25 protein-coding genes, 1 pseudogene and 1 riboswitch are annotated in these 23,047 nt (G+C 35.7%); of the genes and pseudogenes, 14 read left to right on the forward strand and 12 right to left on the reverse strand.

The features are described from left to right. Positions 1-88: 88 nt before the first annotated feature. Entirely contained in the window at positions 89-472 is a 384-nt protein-coding gene (locus tag ACYQ3P_RS06095; RefSeq protein ID WP_460177052.1) for a hypothetical protein, read from the reverse strand. A gap of 245 nt (positions 473-717) precedes the next feature. Here ACYQ3P_RS06095 and acpS point away from each other — a divergent pair, with 245 nt between their 5' ends. From acpS to ACYQ3P_RS06115, 4 genes and pseudogenes are all read left to right on the forward strand, one after another. Beyond that, the gene (acpS, locus tag ACYQ3P_RS06100) at positions 718-1,077 is read left to right on the forward strand and encodes a holo-ACP synthase (protein ID WP_460177053.1); all 360 of its coding nucleotides are present in this window, start codon (positions 718-720) and stop codon (positions 1,075-1,077) included. Between the two features lie 277 nt (positions 1,078-1,354). Continuing rightward, positions 1,355-2,460 (forward strand): annotated as a pseudogene (locus ACYQ3P_RS06105) (IS4 family transposase). A 409-nt stretch (positions 2,461-2,869) separates the two neighbouring features. Further along, positions 2,870-3,118, forward strand: coding sequence for a thioredoxin family protein (locus tag ACYQ3P_RS06110; RefSeq protein ID WP_460177054.1), 249 nt, complete (start codon positions 2,870-2,872; stop codon positions 3,116-3,118). Positions 3,119-3,549: 431 nt separating this feature from the next. Next, positions 3,550-4,458 (forward strand): sulfite exporter TauE/SafE family protein, encoded by a 909-nt coding sequence (locus tag ACYQ3P_RS06115; RefSeq protein ID WP_460177055.1) that lies wholly within the window; start codon positions 3,550-3,552, stop codon positions 4,456-4,458. A gap of 299 nt (positions 4,459-4,757) precedes the next feature. Here the strand turns inward: ACYQ3P_RS06115 and ACYQ3P_RS06120 are convergent, their stop codons facing one another. Next, positions 4,758-5,522: a hypothetical protein gene (locus ACYQ3P_RS06120; protein WP_460177056.1), complete on the reverse strand. Its 765-nt coding sequence runs from the start codon at positions 5,520-5,522 to the stop codon at positions 4,758-4,760. A 474-nt stretch (positions 5,523-5,996) separates the two neighbouring features. After that, the gene (locus ACYQ3P_RS06125; protein ID WP_460177057.1) at positions 5,997-6,611 is read right to left on the reverse strand and encodes a radical SAM protein; all 615 of its coding nucleotides are present in this window, start codon (positions 6,609-6,611) and stop codon (positions 5,997-5,999) included. A 166-nt stretch (positions 6,612-6,777) separates the two neighbouring features. On the opposite strand from ACYQ3P_RS06125, the gene ACYQ3P_RS06130 reads away from it, so the two are divergent. Continuing rightward, positions 6,778-7,884, forward strand: coding sequence for an IS4 family transposase (locus ACYQ3P_RS06130; RefSeq protein ID WP_460177058.1), 1,107 nt, complete (start codon positions 6,778-6,780; stop codon positions 7,882-7,884). A gap of 90 nt (positions 7,885-7,974) precedes the next feature. Here the strand turns inward: ACYQ3P_RS06130 and ACYQ3P_RS06135 are convergent, their stop codons facing one another. From ACYQ3P_RS06135 to ACYQ3P_RS06145, 3 genes are read right to left on the reverse strand one after another with little or no spacing between them, the layout of a single operon-like run. Then, positions 7,975-8,901 carry a metal-dependent hydrolase gene (locus ACYQ3P_RS06135; RefSeq protein WP_460177059.1) on the reverse strand — a complete coding sequence of 309 codons (927 nt, stop codon included), beginning with the start codon at positions 8,899-8,901 and terminating at the stop codon, positions 7,975-7,977. A 24-nt stretch (positions 8,902-8,925) separates the two neighbouring features. Continuing rightward, a complete protein-coding gene (locus ACYQ3P_RS06140; RefSeq protein WP_460177060.1) occupies positions 8,926-9,351 on the reverse strand; it encodes a universal stress protein in 426 nt (141 codons plus the stop codon). Between the two features lie 2 nt (positions 9,352-9,353). Beyond that, positions 9,354-10,466 (reverse strand): cation:proton antiporter, encoded by a 1,113-nt coding sequence (locus ACYQ3P_RS06145; RefSeq protein ID WP_460177061.1) that lies wholly within the window; start codon positions 10,464-10,466, stop codon positions 9,354-9,356. 81 nt (positions 10,467-10,547) lie between these two features. Next, a riboswitch (Fluoride riboswitch) is annotated at positions 10,548-10,617 on the reverse strand. 65 nt (positions 10,618-10,682) lie between these two features. On the opposite strand from ACYQ3P_RS06145, the gene ACYQ3P_RS06150 reads away from it, so the two are divergent. Beyond that, complete coding sequence (locus ACYQ3P_RS06150; protein WP_460177062.1) at positions 10,683-11,066, forward strand: hypothetical protein; 384 nt, start codon at positions 10,683-10,685, stop codon at positions 11,064-11,066. 39 nt (positions 11,067-11,105) lie between these two features. On the opposite strand, the gene ACYQ3P_RS06155 is transcribed toward ACYQ3P_RS06150, so the two are convergent. From ACYQ3P_RS06155 to ACYQ3P_RS06165, 3 genes are all read right to left on the reverse strand, one after another. Further along, positions 11,106-11,576, reverse strand: coding sequence for a hypothetical protein (locus ACYQ3P_RS06155; RefSeq protein WP_460177063.1), 471 nt, complete (start codon positions 11,574-11,576; stop codon positions 11,106-11,108). 132 nt (positions 11,577-11,708) lie between these two features. Then, positions 11,709-13,094, reverse strand: a complete 1,386-nt coding sequence (locus ACYQ3P_RS06160) for a sigma-54-dependent transcriptional regulator (protein WP_460177064.1) — start codon at positions 13,092-13,094, stop codon at positions 11,709-11,711. A gap of 2 nt (positions 13,095-13,096) precedes the next feature. Next, entirely contained in the window at positions 13,097-14,497 is a 1,401-nt protein-coding gene (locus ACYQ3P_RS06165) for a sensor histidine kinase (protein WP_460177065.1), read from the reverse strand. Between the two features lie 29 nt (positions 14,498-14,526). On the opposite strand from ACYQ3P_RS06165, the gene ACYQ3P_RS06170 reads away from it, so the two are divergent. The 8 genes from ACYQ3P_RS06170 to ACYQ3P_RS06205 are packed head-to-tail and all read left to right on the forward strand — an operon-like array spanning position 14,527 to position 20,470. After that, positions 14,527-15,222 carry a YggS family pyridoxal phosphate-dependent enzyme gene (locus ACYQ3P_RS06170; RefSeq protein WP_460177066.1) on the forward strand — a complete coding sequence of 232 codons (696 nt, stop codon included), beginning with the start codon at positions 14,527-14,529 and terminating at the stop codon, positions 15,220-15,222. Then, positions 15,219-16,010 (forward strand): pyrroline-5-carboxylate reductase, encoded by a 792-nt coding sequence (gene proC, locus ACYQ3P_RS06175; protein WP_460177067.1) that lies wholly within the window; start codon positions 15,219-15,221, stop codon positions 16,008-16,010. Before ACYQ3P_RS06170 ends, proC begins: the two co-directional genes overlap by 4 nt. Further along, on the forward strand, positions 16,010-16,318 hold the full coding sequence (locus ACYQ3P_RS06180) for a YggT family protein (protein WP_460177068.1): 309 nt from the start codon (positions 16,010-16,012) through the stop codon (positions 16,316-16,318). Before proC ends, ACYQ3P_RS06180 begins: the two co-directional genes overlap by 1 nt. Beyond that, on the forward strand, positions 16,315-16,785 hold the full coding sequence (locus tag ACYQ3P_RS06185) for a DivIVA domain-containing protein (RefSeq protein ID WP_460177069.1): 471 nt from the start codon (positions 16,315-16,317) through the stop codon (positions 16,783-16,785). The genes ACYQ3P_RS06180 and ACYQ3P_RS06185 overlap by 4 nt, the downstream gene beginning before the upstream one ends. Positions 16,786-16,831: 46 nt before the next feature. After that, positions 16,832-18,085 carry a histidine--tRNA ligase gene (gene hisS / locus ACYQ3P_RS06190; RefSeq protein WP_460177070.1) on the forward strand — a complete coding sequence of 418 codons (1,254 nt, stop codon included), beginning with the start codon at positions 16,832-16,834 and terminating at the stop codon, positions 18,083-18,085. Continuing rightward, the gene (gene rfaE1 / locus ACYQ3P_RS06195) at positions 18,082-19,077 is read left to right on the forward strand and encodes a D-glycero-beta-D-manno-heptose-7-phosphate kinase (protein ID WP_460177071.1); all 996 of its coding nucleotides are present in this window, start codon (positions 18,082-18,084) and stop codon (positions 19,075-19,077) included. The genes hisS and rfaE1 overlap by 4 nt, the downstream gene beginning before the upstream one ends. Beyond that, entirely contained in the window at positions 19,070-20,032 is a 963-nt protein-coding gene (locus ACYQ3P_RS06200) for a tRNA 4-thiouridine(8) synthase ThiI (RefSeq protein WP_460177072.1), read from the forward strand. Before rfaE1 ends, ACYQ3P_RS06200 begins: the two co-directional genes overlap by 8 nt. An 18-nt stretch (positions 20,033-20,050) precedes the next feature. Further along, positions 20,051-20,470, forward strand: a complete 420-nt coding sequence (locus tag ACYQ3P_RS06205) for a hypothetical protein (RefSeq protein ID WP_460177073.1) — start codon at positions 20,051-20,053, stop codon at positions 20,468-20,470. Here ACYQ3P_RS06205 and pstB read toward each other — a convergent pair. From pstB to pstC, 3 genes are read right to left on the reverse strand one after another with little or no spacing between them, the layout of a single operon-like run. Continuing rightward, entirely contained in the window at positions 20,467-21,225 is a 759-nt protein-coding gene (gene pstB / locus ACYQ3P_RS06210; protein WP_460177074.1) for a phosphate ABC transporter ATP-binding protein PstB, read from the reverse strand. The genes ACYQ3P_RS06205 and pstB overlap by 4 nt on opposite strands. After that, a complete protein-coding gene (gene pstA / locus ACYQ3P_RS06215) occupies positions 21,222-22,061 on the reverse strand; it encodes a phosphate ABC transporter permease PstA (protein ID WP_460177075.1) in 840 nt (279 codons plus the stop codon). Before pstA ends, pstB begins: the two co-directional genes overlap by 4 nt. Then, positions 22,058-22,987 (reverse strand): phosphate ABC transporter permease subunit PstC, encoded by a 930-nt coding sequence (gene pstC / locus ACYQ3P_RS06220; protein ID WP_460177076.1) that lies wholly within the window; start codon positions 22,985-22,987, stop codon positions 22,058-22,060. The genes pstA and pstC overlap by 4 nt, the downstream gene beginning before the upstream one ends. Positions 22,988-23,047: the final 60 nt, after the last annotated feature.

The raw sequence follows: 23,047 nt of genomic DNA on the forward strand, positions 1-23,047 counted from the left end.
CCTGCCTCTTTATAGTATAACATTTCAAACTCCTCACAACTCTTATATCCCAATGCACTATGAACATAAAGGCGATTGTAGTCAACCTCTATCCAATATCCCAAAAATTGCGATAAAAATCCAATAATTGGTATAACCATTTGAAAATTAAGTATTTTTTGCTGTCATTGCGAGCATCCGAAGGATGCGAAGCAATCTCTACTTTGTTGAAAGAAAAAAAGGCGAGATTGCTTCGCTTCGCTCGCAATGACGGGGAGGAGAGAGAGATTGCTTCGCCCCAGATTGCCACGCTATCGCTCGCAACAGGGGGCTCGCAGTGACGAGTGTCTATCTCTATTTTTTCGGCAATATTGTCTCGGTCTATCTGCATTGGGTTTACTGAAGCCCTTTTACCTTTACCTTTTTCTTTTACTGTTACTGCTATGGTATCCTTTCCTACATCCACTCCAATAATGAACCGCTCTTTTGTCATTTCTCCTTCCTCCATTTGATTTTTTTTATTTTCTTCCCTTATCCTATCATTGTGGGAACTCATTTAGGCTGCCTGAGCCTAATGTTCCGTTCAGGCTTAAGGGAAGGGAGAAGGTGGAGGACAACATTGAGAACGGTCTTTAAGACCTATGACAAATCGTCCTTGCCCACCTTCTTTCTTCCTTTTATTTTAAACTATCCCTGTTTAGTGTCCATATTATCATACAATGACGGTAAGGTTGAGCTATGATTAAAGGAATAGGCGTTGATATTGTATCAGTTGACAGAATTAAAGCAATTTATGAAAAATTTGGCGAAAAATTTTTAAAAAAAATCTTTACAGACAACGAAATAAAATACAGCTTTAGCCATAAAAATCCATTCCCACACTTTGCAGCTCGTTTTGCAGCTAAGGAAGCAGTAATTAAAGCATTAAATAAACCTGAAGGACTGAAACTTAAGGATATAGAAATCATAAACTCAAGTAACGGCTCACCACAGATTGCGATTAGTGGTTCTTGGTTTATGGATAAAGAAAAAACTGTTATTAATTGTTCACTTTCCCACGAAAAAAATTATGCTGTTGCCTTTGTGATAATTAGTTGATTGAGTAAGATCTTTATTTTTTGCCTTAAAAACGAAACTACCACCCAATTTTTAGATGGCTGTGTAGCAATCTGTCATTAAATCAGTCCTCTTTCGGCAAAAATTTTATAGTATATTCAAGGTCACTCTTGTCCAAAATAAATTTTTTAAAAAGCTCCGATCTGGGTAAAATAGATAAACATTTAGCTTAAAAATTAAAGACCCAGATCGGAGGTGTATATGAATAAGTATAGCAGTATTTTCAGTCAAATTCTATCCTTTTTTCCAAGATTAGAATTTGAGAAGTCAGTCAAAGCAGACAGAAGCTGAGCGTAGAGCAAAAGGGTTTACGAGTTGGGGGCAATTTGTAGCTATGTTATTTTGTCAACTTGGGCAGGCGCATTCTCTAAGAGAGATATGTAATGGACTTGCCAGTTGCGTTGGCAAGTTAAGGCATCTTGGTATAAAAGAAGCTCCAAAGAGCTCTACCTTTGCCTATGCAAATGAACACAGACCGTGGGAACTTTTTCAAGCAGTATTTTATATGCTTCTTCAGAGATGTCAGTCTAAATTTACTGGCAAGAGGAAATTCAGATTTAAGAACAAGCTAATGAGCTTTGATGCATCTGTAATAGAGTTGTGTGCAACAGTATTTGACTGGGCAAAATTCAGAAAGACTAAAGGCGCGGTAAAGTTGCATTTACTACTTGACCACTCAGGATATTTACCTGAATATGCGCATATAACAGAAGGTAAAGTGCACGAAGTAAACATATTAAGGAGACTTCAATTTTGTTCTGGTGCCATAGTAGTAATAGACAGAGGGTGTGTTGACTATGCTTTATTTGGTAGATGGACAGAGGAGGGGGTATATTTTGTAACAAGGTTAAGGACAACGCCTCTTATAAAGTGATAAAGAGCCTACCAGTGCCAAAGAACAGAAACATAATTCGGGATGAGATAATCAAGCTTAAGGGTTTTTATGCAGAGCAAGACTGTCCATATGAGCTACGGAGGATAGAGGTCATGGATAAGGAAACAAAAGATACAGTTGTGCTACTCACGAACCAACTGAACTTTGGTGCAACGACCATATCAGAGATATACAAAGACAGATGGCAGGGCAGATTTTTTAAGACATTGAAACAAAATCTAAGAGTAAAAACCTTTGTAGGGACATCAGCGAATGCACTTAAGATACAGATATGGACGGCATTAATAGCGATACTGATACTGAAGTATCTGAAGGAGTTATCAACATTTGGATGGTCATTAAGTAATCTAGTTGCATTGTTGAGACTAAACCTATTTACATATAGGAATTTATGGGAATGGATAAATAAACCGACAGAGACACCACAAATTGAGCCTCAAATAGAACAGTTAAAATTTAGACTTGTTTAATTGGACAGCAAGTAAAAAGAAAGGGGGGTAACCTGATTTTGAAAAGGCAAATTTTCTTGTCCAAAAGTCTTATTTTATGCGGATGTTTTTTATGAGTTTAGATTATTTTGGACAGCAATGTTTCAAGGTGTTTTAAAAAGTCTTAAAGAGAAAAATCTGACAAAAAGGGGTATGAAACAGCGTTAGGTAGGCGTGGCATTCCGCTTCTTCATCGTTTCAAGGCATCCAACCACCTCGTCATTGCAAGGCATCCTTCGGATGCTGAAGCAATGACAATAAAAAATATTTAATTTTCAAATGGTTATGCCAATTATTGGATTTCTATCGCTATTTTTGGGTTTTATTTCCACATTACACAATACAGCTATGATATGCTATAATTTATAAAAAATTTTTTATTGGAGGGCAAATGTACATTAAAATTCTTGGTCCAGGTTGTCCTAATTGTAACAAACTTGAAGAAACAGTTAAAAAAGTTGTATCCCAACTTGGAATTCAATCAGAAATTTCTCACATCAGAGATTTCAAGGAAATATTTAAATATACACAAGTAACTCCTGGACTAGTTATCAATGGAAAACTTAAACATTCTGGTTTACCTCTTCCAAATGAGGACAAAATTAGAAATATTTTGATTGAAGAACTTAGTTCAAAATAATTTTATATAAAAATTGAGCGATTTCTAAAAAACCTTTGTTAATCTGTTATTGCGAGCCATCCTTCCTCCTCGTCATTGCGAGGTTGCGCCCCTTCCTCGTCAATGCGAGTTTTTTTATTCGTCATTGCGACTCCGAGCGAAGTGAGGAGGAAGCAATCTCTGAGATCACTTCGGCTTGCTGTCACAAGCCTCGTGATGACGAAAGAGAGCGTCATTGCGAGGGTGCGTCAGCACCCGAAGCAATCTCGCCTTTTTCCTCCTCCGAATGGACAATGAGATTGCCACGCCTGCCTGTCGGCAGGCTCGCAATGACAGAATGGGGGGTCCTTCGGTGAGACTTGTAATGACACTTGACTCTCAAAAATTCCAGTTTATATAAAGATTAAAAAGTTTTATTTGAAACTAACAAAAGTTTTTAGTATTCTTACTTTATGTTAGATTTTCTTTCATATACTTTTCCTATTTCTGGAGTAACAACAAACATACTTATCCCACCGCTTGTGGCGTTGGTGGTATCTTTTTTTACATCAATGGGCGGAGTATCTGGAGCGTTTTTACTTTTGCCCTTTCAAGTAAGTTATCTCAATTACACTTCTCCCGGAGTCAGTGGGACAAATCATCTTTTTAATGTAATTGGTATCCCATCAGGAGTTTACAGGTATGTTAAGGAAAAAAGAATGGCTTGGCCAATTGCGTGGGTTATTATTATAGGAACAGTACCGGGAATAATTATTGGATACTATGTAAGAATTAAAATATTGTCCGATCCGAAATCTTTCAAATTTTTTGTTGGTCTTGTTCTGTTTTATATAGGAATAAGACTGTTTCTTGATGTTTTTAAAAAGAAAAAAACTGCGCAAGCAAAAAAATTTGACCAAAAACTTTCTGAAGATGCTACGGTAAAAACTATTTCAGTTTCTCTTAAAAAAATAGAATATGAATTTTGGGGAGAAAATTTTTCATTTAATCCAGTAGTTTTATTTATGATTGCTTTTATTATAGGTATTATAGGTGGTGCCTATGGAATAGGGGGAGGCTCTATTATGGCTCCTTTTATAATAACATTCTTTAAACTCCCTGTACACAGTATAGCAGGTGCTTGTCTAATGGGAACATTTACAGCCTCTTTTTTTGGGGTAATTTACTATGCGTTACTTCCCTCAGATGGAATGCAAACAAGTCCAGATTGGTTTCTTGGAATTTTATTTGGAATTGGCGGAATTGCTGGCATGTATCTTGGAGCAAGAACTCAAAGGCATGTTCCTCAAAAATATATCAAGCTAATTCTTGGACTTGTAATTATTTACATTGCTAGAAGATATATCATTCAATTTTTTTAATAAATTTTCTCCTCTAAAGAAGTCTTTCCTTTATATCCCAAAAATAGCGATAGAAATCCAATAATTGGTATAACCATTTGAAAATTAAGTATTTTTTGCTGTCATTGCGAGCATCCGAAGCATGCGAAGCAATCTCTTTGAAGGGGAAAAGGCAAGATTGCTTCCTCCTCGCTTCGCTCGGAGTCGCAATGACGGAGAGGGGTATCCTCGCAATTACGGAGAGGTGTTCACCATCCACCATCCACGAATCACCATTCACCAGTCACCAATTAGAGACTGCTTCGCCCCAGATTGCCACGCTATCGCTCGCAACAGGGGGGCTCGCAGTGACGAGTGTCTATCTCTATTTTTCGGTCTCTGCTTTCTATCAACCATGATAAAAAACATAATTCAGTTGGTCGGATTTGTATTTGCTTTGCCAATTTTTCAATTTCTCTTATAAATTCTAAATCATTATTGATTGGATTGATGCCTGATTCAGCCAAAAATTTGTTTATTACTCTTTTTACAATTTTATCAGGCATAATCGTGTCAATACCTCCCATCATTCTGAGATACTGAAATGTTATAAGCCCAACTCCTTTTATTCTTCCAACAGGGTCTTGTTTCCAATGCTCAATCTTTGAATTTTTTGCCCAAGTTCTGATAGCATCCTTATCTGATTCAGAAATTTTGACAAGATAATTTGCTATCTCCATTGCCATGTTCAAAGCCCGTTTGTTTTTAAATATATGAGAAAGACTTTCTATACTGAGTTTTGTGAACTTTCTTAAAGAATTCACCTCTCTTTCCTGTAAAAATTCTCTCTCATATTGCCTTACTTTTGGAACAACTACACTAAAATAGTTAAGTCCTGTTGACGTAATTGCTGCATCCAACAACATTAAAACAACATTCCCATCCCATCTCTCTGTATTTAAACATCGGTTTGCAATATCATGAACCTCAGGGATTTGTTCAACATAGAAATTCAAGATGTTAGAGAACGTTTTTAAACTATCATTCTGAATTTTACTTTTTATCATTTTCTTGAATACTACCAAAACTCTAACTTGATTAATCATCAAAACTTATTTCTATTATATACTTTTTTAAATAAACAACGAAATTTCAAAGAATACCTGAAAAATAAATATTTTTTACTGTCATTCCGAGCAAACGAAGCTGATAAGTGACATAAAGAAAGATGAGATTGCTTCGGGTGCTCATGCACCCTCGCAATGACAAAGGAAGGGGTCATTGCGAGGGTGCCGTTTATTTTTTCGTCATTGCGAGGCATTCGCAAGGATGCCGAAGCAATCTCATCTTTTGCTTTTCACCCCTCACGCCTTACTTTTTACTTCTTACGAATTTTTTGAGATTGCTTCGCTTCGCTCGCAATGACGAAAAGGAAGTCATTGCGAGCCTCACCGAAGATAAGGGTTGGCAAGCTCTTTGTTGTATGTGAAGCAAGCGGTGATGATGTGGTGGTTTACTTCGCTCCGCTCGCAACATAGGGGCTCGCAGTGACTCGTTTCTATCTATATTTTTGGGAAATACTATCTAACAGATATGTATTTATGAAGTTGAATATTAAGTCTTACATCCAGAGAGTCTTCAATTATCCATTTGGCAAGTTCCTTTGCATCAAGTAAACCAAAAGCCGGAGAGAAAAGAATTTCTCTTACTTTTATAGAATGCTCTTTTATGAACTGCTTTGCCCATTCATAGTCATTTCTGTCTGTTATCACAAATTTAACTTCATCAGTTTCTTTAAGAAAATTCAAATTTTCCAAATAATTGTAATCACTCATTCCACTTCCAGGCGTTTTTACATCCATTATAATTTTTATAAAAGAATTTACTTTCTCTAAAGATAAGGAGCCATTTGTCTCAAGAACTACATTGTAATTTTTTACAAGTTCATCCATTAAATCATAAACTTCTATCTGTAGCAATGGCTCTCCGCCTGTAATTTCAACATATTTAAGGTTATACTGTTTGATTGCATTTATCACTTCAGTGATAGTATAATCTTTACCATTTTCAAAGGCATAAGTTGTATCGCAGTAATTACATCTTAGATTGCAACCGCTTAATCTAATAAAAATCATAGGAATTCCAACAAGAGAACTTTCACCTTGAATGCTGGCAAAAATTTCACATACTTTCATATTATAAGCTTACACTCTTGTCCAAAATAAATTTTTTAAAAAGCTCCGATCTGGGTAAAATAGATAAACATTTAGCTTAAAAATTAAAGACCCAGATCGGAGGTGTATATGAATAAGTATAGCAGTATTTTCAGTCAAATTCTATCCCTTTTTCCAAGATTAGAATTTGAGAAGTCAGTCAAAGCAGACAGAAGCTGAGCGTAGAGCAAAAGGGTTTACGAGTTGGGGGCAATTTGTAGCTATGTTATTTTGTCAACTTGGGCAGGCGCATTCTCTAAGAGAGATATGTAATGGACTTGCCAGTTGCGTTGGCAAGTTAAGGCATCTTGGTATAAAAGAAGCTCCAAAGAGCTCTACCCTTGCCTATGCAAATGAACACAGACCGTGGGAACTTTTTCAAGCAGTATTTTATATGCTTTTTCAGAGATGTCAGTCTAAATTTACTGGCAAGAGGAAATTCAGATTTAAGAACAAGCTAATGAGCTTTGATGCATCTGTAATAGAGTTGTGTGCAACAGTATTTGACTGGGCAAAATTCAGAAAGACTAAAGGTGCGGTAAAGTTGCATTTACTACTTGACCACTCAGGATATTTACCTGAATATGCGCATATAACAGAAGGTAAAGTGCACGAAGTAAACATATTAAGGAGACTTCATTTTTGTTCTGGTGCCATAGTAGTAATAGACAGAGGGTGTGTTGACTATGCTTTATTTGGTAGATGGACAGAGGAGGGGGTATATTTTGTAACAAGGTTAAAGGACAACGCCTCTTATAAAGTGATAAAGAGCCTACCAGTGCCAAAGAACAGAAACATAATTCGGGACGAGATAATCAAGCTTAAGGGTTTTTATGCAGAGCAAGACTGTCCATATGAGCTACGGAGGATAGAGGTCATGGATAAGGAAACAAAAGATACAGTTGTGCTACTCACGAACCAACTGAACTTTGGTGCAACGACCATATCAGAGATATACAAAGACAGATGGCAGGGCAGATTTTTTAAGACATTGAAACAAAATCTAAGAGTAAAAACCTTTGTAGGGACATCAGCGAATGCACTTAAGATACAGATATGGACGGCATTAATAGCGATACTGATACTGAAGTATCTGAAAGAGTTATCAACATTTGGATGGTCATTAAGTAATCTAGTTGCATTGTTGAGACTAAACCTATTTACATATAGGAATTTATGGGAATGGATAAATAAACCGACAGAGACACCGCAAATTGAGCCTCAAATAGAACAGTTAAAATTTAGACTTGTTTAATTGGACAGCAAATAAAAAGAAAGGGGGGGTAACCTGATTTTGAAAAAGCAAATTTTCTTGTCCAAAAGTCTTATTTTATGCGGATGTTTTTTATGAGTTTAGATTATTTTGGACAGCAATGATAAGCTTAGAATTTATAATTTGATAACCATTGGGGGTTTCTTTTAGCCAAACTTTTGCAGTAAATTTTTCTTTAGGTAAATAACCATAAGAGAGTTCTTTCCATACAACAACTGTCACATCTCCTTCTTTCTTTACCTCAGCAACAGGATGTTTTGCAAAATCAAGTAAAGCTTTTACGGTTTCAGCTTCCTTTGATTTTTTTATTGCTTCGTCATTTTTTATAAGATATTTCTCATCAATGTAAACTTTTTTTGTAAAAAGGTCGACAAAGCCTGTTATATACTCATTTGCATACCTTGCTACAAACCACCATCTTAGAAAATCATTTGGTAAAGGATAAACTCTGTATTGATGGGCTTCTATTTTTTGCTTTAAAAAATCCCTTGCCTCTGCCTTAAGATATGCTTTAGCTGAAATGTAAACAGTCACAAAAATAATTGAAAGAATTAGCAAAAACTTCATCTGTTTTTTAAATTTAAATGACAAAACAACTGCAAATAAAAAAGGCAGTAACACATAAGGGTCAATTATGAATGTTAAAGAAAGATTGAATGATGTCCAATCAAAGGGAGATAAAATTTTTGTGCCATATTGATTTGTAAGGTCAAGAAAAAGATGAAGTGCATAACCTGTAAAGGATATAGCATATACTTTAAAAAATCCATATTTTTTCCTGAAAATTAAAGCAAAAAATAAAGGTATAATCAACAAAAACAGAATTCCATGAGTTATTCCACGATGTTGTGCAAGAAAAAGCTCTTTACTGTGAAGTAAAAGAATTATATCTAAATCCGGTAATAAAGTGGATGCAATTAATATTGCAATAAAAACTTTATTTTTAGTTAAAGTTTTTCCAAAAACTATACCTGAAAGAGTATGGGTAATAGGGTCCATTTAAAATTGTAACAAATTCAATCTTTATTTAACTATTACAACAGGACATGTTGCATAAGTGGCAACTCTTCTTGATACTGAGCCAAGAAGCCACCTTTCAATTTTTGAAAGTCCCCTTTGTCCCATAACTATCAAATCAACACTATTTTCTGCTGCATATCTTACAATCTGGTCTGCAGGATGACCTACAACAATCTCAGTTTTTATCTCTACTGCATATTCTTTTGCAATGGAGTAAATCTTTTCATATTCTTTTTTGTAATATTCAGTAGCACTGTCAATAACAGCTTTAACCTCGCTTATGTCAGCAGGCTCTGGAGGCTGTGCTACAGAAAGAACAATAATTTCCCTTTCCTGCAACGGGCACTCTTTTGTAAGTTTTAAAGCAAAATCAAGAGCCTTGTAAGCCTCTTGAGAGCCATCAAAGGCTATAAGAATTTTTTTCAACATCCTTAAACCTCCTTTTTTGATTTTGGTAAGAGATATTTTGGCAGATAAAAAGCATTTGCAATGATTGTAGGTATAACAGCACTACCAATAACTGCAGCAATAAGAAGTGAATACTGACTCTGGTCAATTATTCCATGTGTTAGTCCAAATAAGGCAGAAATAGAGCCAAATGTAAGTCCTGTTGACATAAGAAGTGTTGTATACATGCCTTCTTTGTGTTTGAATTTAAAAAATTTTGTTACAGGATAAACTCCAACAAATTTTGTTATCATTTTTCCAGCCAAAAGCACTAAAAGCGGTATTGGAGCAGCAATTATAGCTGGAATTGATACAAAATATCCAGCCCTTAAAAAATACAAAGGCGTAAGAAATCCTATGGTAAGCGTCCTAAGTCTTCTTATAAGCTGGTGATCTTTGCCAACACTTCCTGCCAAAACCATGCCTATAATATATGCAGGAAGCACAGCCTCACTTCCAGACCATATAGCAAGTGCACCAATGCCAAGAAGAAAGAAAAGCAGATATTTTGCTTCAAATTCTGAAGGTCTTCCTCCAAACTTTTTGAATATTTTGGGGGTCACAAAGGGTATAAAAACTGCCAAAGCAATTGTAGCTCCTATAAAAATCAGTGATTTTATAGTAAAGGGCGAAAATATAAGACCAAGTGCAATGACTGTTGCAAGGTCATTCACAAAACAGGCAGCAAGTATGAGTTTGCCAAATTCAGTTTTGTTTAAACCAAGTTCAAGCATAACAGCATAAACTACTGCAACAGATGTTGTAGAAAGGGCAACTCCAGCAAGCCAGCTTGCCTTAACTGACCATCCAAGAAGATAATAGGCAAAAGCAGTACATCCAAGAAATGGTCCTAAAAATGCAATTAATCCTATTGCAATAGTTTCCTTCCATCTTGACTTTAATACTTCCGGTTCAAGTTCAGCTCCAGCGAGAAAAGTAAGCATTATTGCTCCCACAGAAGCAATAAATTTAATCCAAATCTCGTTTTCTCCAAGATTTAAGCCCAATAAAGGTATAACAAGACTTGCAACTGCACCTACACCAATTTCAGTAAGAGCTGTGGCTAAGCGCAGTTTTGTGGCAATTATTGTTGACAATACAGCAAGAAAAAACCATAAAGAAGCTTAAAGAAGAGTTTCAAATATAAATGCCTCCCTTTCAGGTTGTAACTCTACCTTTTTACAGTAGGAGTTATCAGCCCCTGAAAATTAGAGGCGGTTAAAGGCGAACTCCATCGCCTAAAAAAATATTATACTACAAAAATATGTTAAAATTTAATTTATTATTAAATTTTTTTGCAGGAGGGTCAGTATATGAAAACATGGTTTTTTTATGTTTTTGGTAGATGGATAGTATTGTCAGGAATTGCTGGAGCATTGCTTCAGTATGTTTTAAGTGATTATCTTAAAATCCATACTATACCTGCTTTTTTGCTTAATCAGTTTTTGCTTGCCAATGTTTTCTGGTTTGTAGATAAGGCAATTTTTAAGTCTCATTTTAAAATTCCAGCATTCTATCCCCTTTGGCAGATTAAAGAAAATGTAAGATGTGCTGACTGTGGAGTGATATGTGAAGGATACAGAGTAGTAAAAACCAAAAACTATGATAAACTGCATGATCCTGAGCCTGAATTTAGATGTAAAACTTGTAGGGAGAAAAAGTTAGAGGAGTTAAGAAAAAGAGGAGTAGAGGTATAAAACAGGTGGGAGAAAAGTCTCCCACCTATGCTTAAAAAATTACTGTTTCTTTTCTGCTGGTTTCTCGGCTGGTTTTGCTTCTTTCTTTTCAGCCTTTTCTTCTTTCTTTACTTCACCTTTTTTCTCAGCCTTTGCTGCAGCTTTCTTTACGCTCTTTGCTGTGAGCTTGCCATCCTGCTCGGTGTATTTTACTACAACCTTGTCACCAGCCTTTACATCCTTAATCTGGTCAGCTGTAACACCGATTGTAAGCTCCTGCTTTTTGCTCTTTACGGTGATTGTGTTACCAACTGTATCAACAGCTGTAACCTCACCAGTAATTGATTTAACCTTAGCTTTTTCAGCTTTCTTCTCAGCCTTTGCCTCAGCTTTCTTTGCAGGCTCAGCTGGTTTGGCTGGCTCAGCCTTCTTTGCAGGCTCGGCTGGCTTTGCAGCAGGCTGCTCTGCAAATGCTACTGCTGTTGTGAGTGCAAATACCAATGCCATTACTACTGCTAAAATTTTCTTCATCTTCCTTTTTCACCTCCTTCCTTTTTCTGTTTTTTAATACATGGTTTCAGTTTCTGGCTAAAAATATTTAATCAACTTTCATGCCAAAATAGATTGTAACAATATCAATAACTTTATTGAAAATTAATTTCCTCATTTGGGAAAGTTTTCCCTTTTGGGGAAATTTTCTGACAAACCAAATTTTTCAAGCCTATACCAGAATGTTTTATAACTCATTCCAAGCAGTCTTGCTGCCTTGGCAATTACATAGTTTGATTTAATTAGTGCCTTTTTAAGTATTTCCTTTTCAAGTTCTTCGTAATTTATGCCCTCATCAGGGATATCAATATCAAGAACATTTTTAGGGATTGTTAGTTTTAATTCATCCTGAATGTCCTTTAGAGTAATCTTCTCTCCTTCAGAAATAATAATTGCTCTCTCTATAACAGTCTCAAGTTGCCTGATATTGCCGGGCCATTGATACTCAAGGAGTGCTTGTAAAGCTTTTTCTTCAATGCCTAAGATTCTTTTCCCGAATTCTCTTGAATATTTCTCTATAAAAAAGCTAACAAGCTCGGGGATGTCTTCTTTTCTCTCTCTTAAAGGTGGAATTTCAACTGTGACTACTTTCAGTCTGTAATAAAGGTCTTCTCTAAATCTGTTTTTTTCTACCTCCTCAATTAAGTTTTTATTGGTTGCTGCAATAATCCTTACATCTACTTTGATTGTTTCTTTTCCTCCTATTCTTCTTACTTCTTTGTCCTGCAGGACTCTTAAAAGTTTTGACTGAAGTAACAGTGGCATTTCAGCAATTTCATCAAGAAAAAGAGTGCCTCCATTTGCAGACTCAATTAATCCTATTTTTCTTGTGGTTGCACCTGTAAAAGCTCCTGGTTCATATCCAAAAAGTTCACTTTCAAGAAGATTTTCTGGAATAGCTGCGCAGTTTATCGCAATAAAAGGTTTGTCTTTTCTTGGTGAATTATAATGAATTGCTTTGGCAATGAGTTCCTTTCCTGTTCCGCTTTCACCGTATATGAGAACTGTTGCAGATGTAGGAGTAACTTTTCTCACAATATCAAGAACTTTTAACATCTTTTTTGATTTTCCGATGATTCCTTCAATTTTAAATTGTCCATAAAGTTCTTCCCTTAGTCTCAAATTTTCTTTTATAAGATTTATCCTTTCCTGTGCCTTTCTAATTGTTACAAGCAAAATTTCCTTGTCAATTGGCTTTGTTAAATAATCAAAGGCTCCTCTCTTTATTGCATCAACTGCTGATGAAATTGTTCCAAACGCGGTTATTACAATTACAGCAGGAGTGAAAGGCTCGTATGGGAGTTCATTAAGAATTTCTATTCCATTCTCGTTTCCAAGTTTCAAATCTGTCAGTATAATTTCGGGGCTGTATTCATTAATTATTTTCTTGGCTTCTTCAATTGTTGAGGCAGAATATACATTGTATCCTTCATCCATTAAAATTGTTGAAAGTATCTCTCTTTGAAGAGGTTCATCATCTATGACTAATATTGTTGTCATGCTTATATTGGCAGAAAAATTCTTACTTCGCTTCCTTTATTTTGCTCACTTATAAATTCTATTCTACCACCATGTTCTTCTATTACTCTCTTTGCTAAGGGTAATCCCAAACCCAAGCCACCCCTTTTTGTTGAAAAAAAAGGCTCAAATATTTTATCAAGAAATTCTTTTGGAACGCCTGCACCTGTGTCTGCAATGCTTATCAATAATTCATCTGATACGAGGTCAGTTTTAACAAAAAGATTTTTTATTTCAGAATCCCTCATTGCCTGTAATGCGTTCGTGATAATATTTAATAAACAGCTTTTTATTAAATCTATATCAAAATTTAGCGTAAAATCAAACTTGTAATCCTTGTAAATATTAACTCCTTCTTGCTGGGCTTTTGCTTCAACCAAAGATAGAACTTCATCAATAATCTCAACAACACTTGAATTTCTTCTGTTTAGCTTAAGAGGTTTTGTATATTCAAGGTATTCTGTGACAAGATTGTTTATTCTGTATATCTCAGTTTTCATGTTTTCAAGGAGTTTTGTATAATCACTTGACTCGGGGCTTTGTTTTCTTAATTTTTCTATAAGATGGTCAATGCTTAAATTGATAAAGTTCAAAGGATTTCTTATCTCATGGGCAATAGTTCTGCTTAACTGCCCAATAGTGGCAAGATACTCAGCTTCTCTTAGTCTTTGCTGAAGCTGTTTGTTTTCCTCCAGCTTTTGAATCATGAAATTGAAGCTTTCTGCAATTTTACCAATTTCGTCTTTTCTTTTGATATCCAATCTATAAGAAAAATCTCCTTGAGCTACTTTTATAGCTGCCTCATTAAGTTGATCAATAGGTTTTGTGTATCTTTTTGCAATGATATATGTTAGGACGATACCGATAGAGAAAATTAAAAATGTAGCCACAATTCTCTTTAAAGCATTTGCCTTTAGAATTTGCGAGAAGTCATCTTTATTTATCCTTAGATGAATGTAGCCGTATTGGACATTCCCTGCAACAACTGGAACAATTACATTGTAGACATTTTCTTCCTCAAAAACAGGCTCTCCAAGCTCAGCTTTGATTATTAATTCCTTTTTTCTGTGAGTAATTGGTTGTCCAATATTTTGAGGATTTGTACTTGCAATAATTTCCTGAGTGTTACTGATAATTGAGACTTCCTTGATACCCTTCGCATCAAGTTTTTTTAGATAATCTGAAAGCCTGGATGATCCACTCTTTGTTACTTCCTCCACTCCAATTTGAATAGCCTTTGTAAGATCAGCTGTTTGCCTTTCAATTTCTTTTAAGAGCTTTTTTTCTGTCTGGGTATAAAAAATGTAAAGGGATGACACAAGACTAACGTTAAGAAAAAGAAGTAGCAGAATTAGCTTCCACCTTAAAGTGAATATATCAAACATTCTAAAAATCATGTATAATGTATTATAGTATGCTTTCGCAAAGAATATCATCTATCTTTAAAAAGATTACCTATGCTGCAATTAGAGCGGGAAGAAATCCAGAGGAGATAAAATTAGTGGCAGTTTCAAAGTCGCAACCAATTGAAAAAATAATTGAAGCTGCAGACTTAGGTTTGAGAATTTTTGGCGAAAACAGAGTTCAGGAGGCAAAATCTAAAATTGAAAAAATAAGGGACTTTGATATTGAATGGCATCTAATTGGACATCTTCAAACCAATAAAGTCAAGGAGGCTGTAAAACTATTTACAGTTATTCACTCTTTAGATTCAGACCGCCTTGCCTTAGCGATAAATAAAGAGGCTGAAAAGATTAATAAAACTCAAAGAGTACTTATACAGGTTAAGTTATCAGAGGAAGAAACTAAGTATGGAGTCAAAGAAGAGGAAGTGGAAAAACTTTGTGAACTTTGTTTGAATTTAAAAAATTTGCAAGTTGAAGGCCTTATGACAATTCCACCATATTTTGAAAACCCTGAGGATGTTAGACCGTATTTCAGAAAACTAAGAGAAATAAGGGATAGCCTGTCACAAAAATATCCTTTAATCAAAGAACTTTCTATGGGAATGTCCCATGACTTTGAAGTTGCTGTAGAAGAAGGAGCAACAATGGTTAGAATAGGAACAGCAATTTTTGGAGAAAGAATAAAACAGGAGGTAATAAAATGATAGGATTTATTGGTGGAGGAAATATGGCAGAAGCCCTTATAAGGGGGCTAATAAAAGAGGGTAAAAAAAATGTTATTGTTTCTGAACCTATTGAGGAGAGAAGAAGGTATCTTGAGAAGTGTTATGGAATAAAAACAACTCAATCAAATACTGAACTGGTTAAACAATCCGATATTATTGTACTTGCTGTTAAACCTCAAAACATTAAGGAAGTGCTTGAAGAAATAAAAGACACTGTAACAGAAAATCATACTGTCGTATCAATTGCAGCAGGAGTTCCTCTCAATCTCATAAAAAATTATCTACGAACAGATAGACTTATAAGAGCAATGCCAAATCTTGCAGCAACAGTAGGTGAAGCAATGACTGTTCTTGCTATCTGTGAATGCCTTGAGATGAAAATAGTAGCACCTGTAAGAGATATATTCATGAGTGTTGGTAAAGTAATCACTTTGCCTGAACACTACATGAACCTTGTGACAGCCCTCTCTGGCAGTGGTCCGGGATTTTTATGCTATATCTTGGAACAGTTAATTGATGTGGCAGCAGAATTAGGTTTTTCAGAAGATATTGCATCAGAACTATTAATACAAACATTTATAGGCACAGCTAAACTGCTTGACAGCGGACTGCCACCTGATAAAATCAGACAAAAGGTTACCTCTCCGGGTGGAACAACAGAGGCAGGGCTAAAAGTACTTTCAGACGGAACACTTAGAGATATACTTTTAAAAACAGTAAAGGCAGCAACAGAGAGAGCCAAAGAACTTTCTCAAAGGGTGCAATAATGTTTATAATTGGCAACTTGTTAATTGCATTAGGTAGCATCTTTGACCTTCTATTAACAATATATTCATTCATTGTTATAGCTGCGGCACTGATAAGCTGGGTAAGACCTGATCCGTATAATCCTATTGTGAGATTTCTATATGGAGTTACTGAGCCAGTTCTAAGACCTATTAGAAAATTGTTGCCCCTAAGAATTCCTATTGATATTTCTCCGCTGATCTTGCTGCTTTTTATCTATTTTTTGCAGAAGTTTTTAATCGTTAGCATCATAGAGCTTGGTTATAGAATAAAAGGAGGATTAGCATGAGAATCACGCCGCTTGACATTCAGCAGAAGCAGTTTAAAGTTAAATTTAGAGGATTTGACATGGAAGAGGTTTACTCTTTCCTTGAAATAATAAGGGAAGAGTTGGAGGAAATTCTTAAGGAAAATTCTATGTTGAAAGAAAAAGTAGCAATCCTTGAAAATCAGTTAGAAGAGTATAAAAAAATAGACCAGACTATCAGAGATACTCTTATGACAGCTCAAAGGCTGGTAGAGGAGTACAAGACTAATGCGAAAAAGGAAGCAGAACTAATAATAAAGGATGCAGAGGTGCAAGCAGAGAACATTATTCGTGAAGCTCAAGAAAAAGTCGTTAAAATTCATGAGGATATAGTTGATCTCAAGGGAATAAGAAGACATTTTAAGGAAGAGCTGAGAAGGCTCATTGAGAGCCATTTAAGGATGCTTGATTTTGACAAGGAAAGGGAAGGAGAGGAAGTTGGTGAATAGTGGCTTATGGATTGTTGTATTGAGATAAGTTGAGGAGGAACACTTGATGAATTTTAAAACCTTAAGAGGAATGCAAGATATTCTTACTGATGAGATTAGTATCTGGCAGTTTATTGAACAACAAGCTAAAGATATATTTGAGATATACAATTTTCAGGAAATTAGAACGCCTATTTTGGAAATGGCAGAACTTTTTTTAAGAAGTATCGGAGAGGACACGGATATTGTTGAAAAGGAGATGTATATTTTTGAGGACAAAAAGGGTAGAAAGGTTGCCTTAAGACCTGAAGGCACAGCATCAGTAGTCAGAGCATATATTGAACACAGCCTATTTAATCTGCCATCACCAAGAAAATTTTACTACATTGGTCCAATGTTTCGTTATGAAAGACCACAAAAGGGAAGATTCAGACAGTTTCATCAGATTGGAGTAGAGGTTTTCGGAGTTAAATCTCCTTCAGTTGAGGCAGAACTTCTTTATATCTTAAAAAATTTTTTCCAAAAACTAAAAATTGATAAACTTGCCTTTGAGATAAACTCTATTGGCTGTAAAAAATGTAGGCAAATATACAAAGAAAATCTATTCAGCTTTTTAAATGATAAGGTTAGCTCTCTCTGCAATGACTGTCAGAGAAGATTTAATAGAAATCCTTTGAGGTTACTGGACTGCAAAGTCCCAATATGCAGAGAAACATTAAAGGATACTCCTTTGATACTTGATTATCTTTGCGAAGAGTGCAAAGCTCATTTTGAAAGTTTCAAAGAAGAGCTGAGTTTCTTGGGGATAGAATTTGTTATTAATCCTAAAATTGTAAGAGGACTTGATTACTATACCAAGACAGTGTTTGAGGTGACAACAACAATGCTTGGTGCTCAAAATGCAGTTGCTGCAGGGGGAAGATATGATGACCTTGTTGAAATGTTTGGAGGACCTGTAACTCCTGCAGCAGGCTTTGCAATTGGTATGGAAAGATTAGTTGAACTTTGTAAACAGACTATTTCCATTGGGCATAAACGACAATTGGTTTATGTTGCATATGCTGGAAAAGGAATTGAAAGGGAAGCAAGAAAACTATCAAACATATTAAGAGAAAAGGGCATCAACACTGAGACAGCCTACGAAGAGCTTTCACTTAAAGCTCAACTTAAAAGGGCAGACAAAATAGGAGCGAACTGGGTCATTATTGTCGGAGAGGAGGAAATAAAAAGGAATAAATATATCTGGAAAAATATGAAGGATTCCACACAAGGCGAAGGCATCTTGGAAGAAATTATTAATTTATTGGAGAATTCAAAATGAACACAGAAAGTTTGCAAAAACTTTTCAAAAAATTCAAAGAGAAAAAAATACTTGTTATTGGAGATATCATATTAGACAGATACATCTTTGGCAAAGTAAGCCGAATCTCTCCTGAGGCACCTGTTCCGGTTGTTGAGGTTTATGAGGAATCTTTCAGGCTTGGTGGAGCTGCTAATGTAGCCAATAATATAAAGGCATTAGGTGGTAATGCTTATATTTCAGGCATAGTTGGCAAAGGCTCAAGTGGTAAAATTGTAAAAGAATTGCTTGAGGAAAGCGGAATAGGAATTGATTACATTTTTGAGGATTCAAGGCGCACAACAGTTAAAACAAGAGTTATTGGAGGCAATCAGCAGATTGTAAGGTTTGATGTAGAAGACAAAAGAAGGCTGGAGGGAAAAGCTAAGGAAGTTTTTCTTTCAATGATTAAATCTGCCCTGAAAAATTTTGATGCAGTAATAGTGTCTGATTATAAAAAAGGCGTTGTCTCAGAGGAGCTTTTTAGAATTCTCGTTTCAGAGAAAAATGAAAAAGGACTTTTTGTTGCTGTTGACCCAAAGGTTGGACATTTCAGATTATACAAGCAGGTATCTCTAATTACTCCAAATCTTGCTGAAGCATCTCATGGAGCTGAAATTGAGATAAAGGACGAAAAGACCCTTATCAAAGCTGGAAACAATCTTTTAAGAAAGCTATCCTGCGATGCGGTTTTAATAACTCGGGGAGAGGAAGGCATGAGTCTTTTTGAGAAAGCCAACTCTGAAATAAATATTACCCATCTTCCAACTTTTGCAAAGCAAGTCTTTGATGTTACTGGTGCAGGAGACACAGTAATTGCTTCCATTACACTTTCCCATGTGGCAGGAGCTTCTCTATCAAATGCAGCAAAGATAGCTAATGTAGCTGCTGGAATAGTTGTCGGAAAAGTTGGGACAGCAACGGCCTCTCCAGAGGAAATACTAAAACTCTGGAAAACGCATCCCTATGCATAAAGCCCTTGCTTTATACTCTGGTGGGCTTGATAGCCTTCTTTCAGTCCTCATCGTTAAAGAGCAAAATATTGATGTTATTGCACTTAAATTTTTAACAGGATTTACCAGCGCTTTAAGAGAAGATGATTTAAATTACTCAAAACAATTTGATTTTCCAATCATTGAAGTTGATATAAGAGAAAAATTTATTCCACTATTAAAAGAGCCTGAACACGGATTTGGGAAAAATCTTAATCCTTGCATTGACTGTAAAATACTAATGCTAAAGGAAGCTAAAAAACTACTTTCAACTTATAATGCCCAATTTATTATTACAGGCGAAGTTGTAAGTCAAAGACCGATGACTCAGCAAAAAAGTATGCTTTTTCATATTGAGAAGAAGACTGAACTCTCTGGCTTAATTCTCAGACCCCTGTCTGCTAAACTTCTTCCTCCAACAATACCTGAAAAAGAGGGTATTGTTAACAGAGATTTGCTTTATGACATATGGGGCAGAACTCGCAAGCCTCAGTTGGCTTTAGCAAAAAAATACGGAATTGAGAAAATACCACAGCCAGCAGGTGGCTGTTTCCTTACAGACCCTACTTTTTGTAAAAAATTGAAGGACCTTATTGAACATGACGAGCTTTCCGTAGAAAACATAGAATTACTGAAAGTAGGAAGGCATTTTAGACTTTCTCAAAAATGTAAAGCAATAGTAGGCAGATGCGAGGCAGAAAATGAAGTTCTTCTTAAGCACAAAGGTGTTATTATTCATCCTGAGGATTTCAAAGGACCTGTTGTTTTGCTTTCAGAGGTATTTTCAGATGATGAAATAGAAAAAGGAGCATCAATTTGCGTTTATTATTCAAAAAAAGAGCAAAATAACATTGTTATCAGAGTCAATGGTCATGTATTAAAAAAAATTTATGGTGCAATGTTAAAGGATGAAGTTGTAAAATATAGGATAGTTTAATTGGACAGGAGGGATAGCATGAAAAAAATAGCAATTTTTATAGTATTTTTGCTTTTGTTTGCTTGTGGAGGAAAAAAGCAGGTCAAACAACCATCTCAGGAGTATTTATACACCACGCAAACATTTAAAGTTGTAGATGAAATAAGACAGGCTTATCAAAATAAGGAGCTTGAAAAAATAAAACAATACACCTCTGAATCAGCTTATAGAGATATCATAGCAAGCATAAGACCTTTTGACAAGGCAACACTTGAATTTACTCCTGTTTTTGCAGAGATAATCGGTGATGAGACAAGACTTTATGTTTCATGGAATGGAAAATGGAGCTATCTTGGAAAAGAAACAGAAGAGAGAGGACTTGCAAGCTTTCTATTAAAGGGCAATCCTCCTAAGGTTGAGAGAATTTTAAGAGGAAGTCCGTTTAGATATCCAGATTAACCAAATCTTCCTGTAATGTAGTCTTCTGTAAGCTTATTTGACGGGACAGTAAATATTTTCTTTGTTTTATCATATTCAATCAGTTCTCCAAGCATCATAAATCCTGTCCAGTCAGATATTCTTGCTGCCTGTTGCATGTTATGGGTAACAATTATTATTGTAACCTTATCCTTCAAAGAAACAATCAACTCTTCTATTTTTGCAGTTGAAATCGGGTCAAGGGCACTTGTTGGTTCATCAAATAGAATAATTTCCGGCTCAACTGCTAAAGCTCTTGCAATACACAGTCTTTGTTGCTGTCCACCACTTAAGCCAAAGGCATTGCTGTTAAGTTTATCTTTAACCTCTTCCCAAAGTGCTGCATCCTTAAGAGCTTTCTCTACTCTGTCTTTTAGCTCAGCCCTGTTTTTTATTCCCCTTAATTTCAATCCATAGGCAATATTTTCAAAAATGCTCATTGGAAAGGGAGTAGGCTTTTGAAAAACCATTCCGATTTTACTTCTAAGCTCAATGAGGTCAATATCTTTTGCAAGAATATTTTTGCCTTGAAATATTATTTCTCCTTCATATCTGTTACCTGCATAAAGGTCATGCATTCTGTTAAAACATCTAAGGAGTGTAGTTTTTCCACATCCACTTGGACCAATCAAGGCAGTAATTTGGTTTTTGTAAACTGTCATGTTTATATTTTTTAATATGTGGATATTGCCTGCATAAAGAAAATTTAAATTTTTTACTTCCAGCTCAATAATCAATCTCTATACCTCCTTTTTATGAGAATTCTTCCAGTAATTGTGGCAAAAAGGATAAACACTGTTATCATCAATGCTGCTCCCCATGCCTGAGCATGCCATTCTTCGTAGGGACCCATTGCGTATTGAAAAATAGTTACTGTAAGGGATGCTATTGGCTGACGCATATCTAAGGAAAAATAATTGTTATTAAAAGCCGTAAACAGAAGCGGTGCAGCCTCTCCTGTCACTCTTGCGATTGCAAGAATAATACCTGTGAGAATTCCAGTTGCTGCTCCTCTGTAGACTACCTGAATGATTACCTTATAATAAGGCGCGCCAAGTGCAAAAGCAGCCTCCCTCAGCGTCCAAGGAATTAGAGAAAGCATGTTTTCAGTTGTTCTTAAAACAGTTGGTATCATAATTATTCCTAAGGCTATTGCACCCGCCCATCCACTAAAGTGTCCAAGAGGTTTTACAATTATAGCATAAACGAATGCACCTACAATTATTGCTGGCACACTTACCATTATATCTGCAAGAATGCTTATAAACTGAGATATTTTATATTTTCTGCCATACTCTGCCAAAAAAGTGCCGCCAAGCACTCCAACGGGAACACCTATCAATGTAGCAAACAATGTAATTAAAAAATGTCCTACAAATGCATTTCTTAATCCTCCGCCTTCCTCTCCGGGAGGTGCGGGATCATTTAGAAAAAGAGAAGGATTTATTGCGGTAATTCCGTGCCTTAGAACATCAATTATAATAAATGAAAGCCAAAAAATACCCCAAACTGCGGTAAGAAAGCAGAGAAAGAGAGCAATCGCACTTATTACCTTCCTTTTTTTGTATGTCATCGCCTCTGAGCCTTAAGTAAGAATATTTTTGCTAAAGCAAGAATAGTAAAACTCATAACAAAAAGCAACAAAGCAAGATAGTAAAGCGAACTTAAATATATATCTTTGTCAGCCTCAGTGAACTCATTTGCCAATTTCACTGTTACTGTTGCTGCTGCATCAAAGAGAGAAGTGGGAATTCTATTTAAATTTCCTAAAACAAAGGCAACTGCCATTGTCTCTCCCAATGCCCTTCCTAAAGAAAGTCCTACTCCTCCTAATACTCCAAGCTTTGAGTATGGAAGAACTACATCCTTTACAACTTCCCATTTTGTCGCTCCAATAGCATAGGCAGACTCTTTAAGGACTGAAGGAGTAAGATTAAAAGAATCCCTTGCAATTGAAGCTGTAAATGGAATTATCATTATGCTCAATATTATGCTCGCAGTGAAAAGGTCAACGCCCAATGGAGTACCTTCAAAAAGCTTTCCTATTAAGGGTAACTTACCAACTGTTTTCTGTAAAAATGGCTCTATATTATCCCTCATTATTGGAGCTAAAGTAAAAAGTCCCCACATTCCATAAATAATACTCGGAATAGCAGCAAGTAATTCAATTGCTGTCCCAATAATTCCTTTTAGAAAAGATGGAGCGATTTCAGTAATAAATATTGCTATTCCTATTGCAATAGGAATAGCTAAAATTAAAGATAAAAAGGAAGTGATAAGAGTTCCAACTAAAGCTGGTCCTGCACCAAAGATTTCCTGCACCGGATCCCATTCAGTCGAAAAGATAAAGCCTTCAACTCCAAATTTGTTCATTGCAGGAAGAGATTCTTTAAAAAGAACAATAAATATTCCAAAAGAGATTGCTATAACGCTAAAAGCAGTAATGGCAGTTACTATAAGAAATATTAAATCTGTAACTTTACCCCTCTGTTTTCGCATTGCCATTTATTATAACCTAAATTAGTAATGAGTAGTAAATTCCCAAAAAATGGCGATAGA

The sequence above is a fragment of the Thermodesulfovibrio hydrogeniphilus genome (assembly GCF_054657355.1).